Origin of the sequence: Chitinophaga sp. (assembly GCF_036566945.1) — a bacterium.
Taxonomy (GTDB): domain Bacteria; phylum Bacteroidota; class Bacteroidia; order Chitinophagales; family Chitinophagaceae; genus Chitinophaga.
The window spans coordinates 1-1,834 of record NZ_DATCVJ010000817.1 but is presented as its reverse complement, the minus strand read 5'-3'; the positions used below and the strand labels follow the sequence as shown (position 1 = coordinate 1,834).

Annotated in this window: 2 protein-coding genes; one reads left to right on the top strand and one right to left on the bottom strand. The window is 38.2% G+C overall.

The window, feature by feature from the left end; translation table 11 throughout:
* Positions 1 to 141: 141 nt before the first annotated feature.
* The gene (locus VIP81_RS24720) at positions 142 to 573 is read right to left on the bottom strand and encodes an ester cyclase (RefSeq protein ID WP_331967628.1); all 432 of its coding nucleotides are present in this window, start codon (positions 571 to 573) and stop codon (positions 142 to 144) included.
* A gap of 453 nt (positions 574 to 1,026) precedes the next feature.
* On the opposite strand from VIP81_RS24720, the gene VIP81_RS24715 reads away from it, so the two are divergent.
* Positions 1,027 to 1,593, top strand: a complete 567-nt coding sequence (locus VIP81_RS24715; protein ID WP_331967626.1) for a hypothetical protein — start codon at positions 1,027 to 1,029, stop codon at positions 1,591 to 1,593.
* Positions 1,594 to 1,834 lie beyond the last annotated feature (241 nt).

Sequence of the window (1,834 nt, the reverse complement as noted above, 5' to 3'; positions counted from 1 at the left end):
GTTCTCCAATATCTAAAACCAATGTGAATGATAGATAAAATACATTATATTTTCTCTTATGCTATTGGCCAATACCGCTTGTCCCTGTGAGGCTTTCCCCCAAGCCTTCACTACTTCAATTAATGTTAATCGAGAGACCATCTACATCAAACCGAGTTGTCTCATCGTTCCGACCGGATCATAGAATAAATTTTCTTCAACAATTCTGCCGTCCTTCCAACGAGCGACCGTGCAGAAATCTATCTTGAATTTCTTATTTGTAGCTGGAATCATCTTGCCGTCAGGTCCCTTCATTAGACCCTTGTTAGTGCCTGTAAAATCGGCTATTGAACAAGTCCAATCACCCTGACCGAAGAAGACCTTGTACGGATTGTTCTCTACATGATTATCAGGAAATGCCTTGAAAAAATATTCTCCCTCAATTTTATGCTCTTCTATTCCTATAGTAGGTGGCTGACCAGGCCAACGCACAATTACATCATCAGCATGAAGTTCGGTAAAAGTATCCCAGTCCTGTGAATTCCATGCATCATCTAGGGTCTTCATCAACTTCATATTTTCTTCAACATTCATGAAAAATATATCACTCAAAAATACAAAAGTCTTTCATGAGTTAAGTCTAGTTTCGTTTGTTTTCCTCATTAGAGAAGTCTCAGCATCTGATCTCCCCGGACCCCATACAAAGTGGAAGTGTTCACCGTCAGCGTGTCTATGTTTTCCCATTACCTCGTGATTCCTTGGAAAGTCTTGATCGATTGGCATTACTGTACCTCCGCTCTAAATTATTTATGTATTGTATTATTTCTGACTACAAAATTGTGACAAATGGATCCGGGTTCCTGCTTCTGGACCCGAATCCTTAGCGTACGATTTCCGCCAGATCCTCTAATTGAAGCTTTTGGAGTATAGATACTAATTAAGTTAGATTTCTGATGACTTGGGCAAGGTCAGTTAGGAAGAGACAAGTTACGATGAGTTGGATATGTTTCGGTTAGTATTAAAAGGAATAAAAAGAATAAGAAAGGCGTGAGATGGAATAGAATCCTAATCTTGATTGTTTTAGTAACAACATTTTCGTTACTATCTGGCCCAGGCCTTGCCTTTGGTGAGATTAAGAATGAGATTAACGTGACTCCTCCTCTGAATTGGGAACCGAGTCCTACTAATAATTCGACTACGGTGATATGGTTTCAAAATTCTACAAAAAGCATCTTTGCAGTAATTAAGGCTCCAGACGACTTGGTGTTTCCATTATTCATTGCTGGTCCTTTTATGACGGGGTATCTAAAATATAAAGGAGTGCTAGAATCTGCGGATCGGTTAACATTTGGTCACAGTAATTATGGTTATAGATATTTCCTGAATCTTTCTTCTCCTTCACAACTCTTGGATTCTTCCTCGGGCCTAATACCTAAAAATGAATTTTTAAGCAAGATACCAGAAGGTTATGATGTTCCTTTCAGGGGTATGTTGATTTTAACTCAGAAACATAATGAGTTATATGCAATAATATTTCTGAATCCAAAGGAGAAATTTGATTCTATGTTAAATCAGATCCAGCCAACATTAGATTCAATCCAATTGACTGGCTAGTCCACCATGGAAAATTGAACTCGAATTAACTCCGTCAATTTCATGTTCAACTGTCCCATATGCACAAAAGATACAACCTGTGTTGGCAATGCAAAATGACTGTCGGTTAATCAATCTCTATCTAACTCATATCTAACTCAAAATAGTTTAAAGAATTGTATTATTCAATGCAAGGCCGATGTGACGGATGTGGAACAGAAAACGTTGAGTTACAACAAAAGGACATTCAGGGGCAAAACAA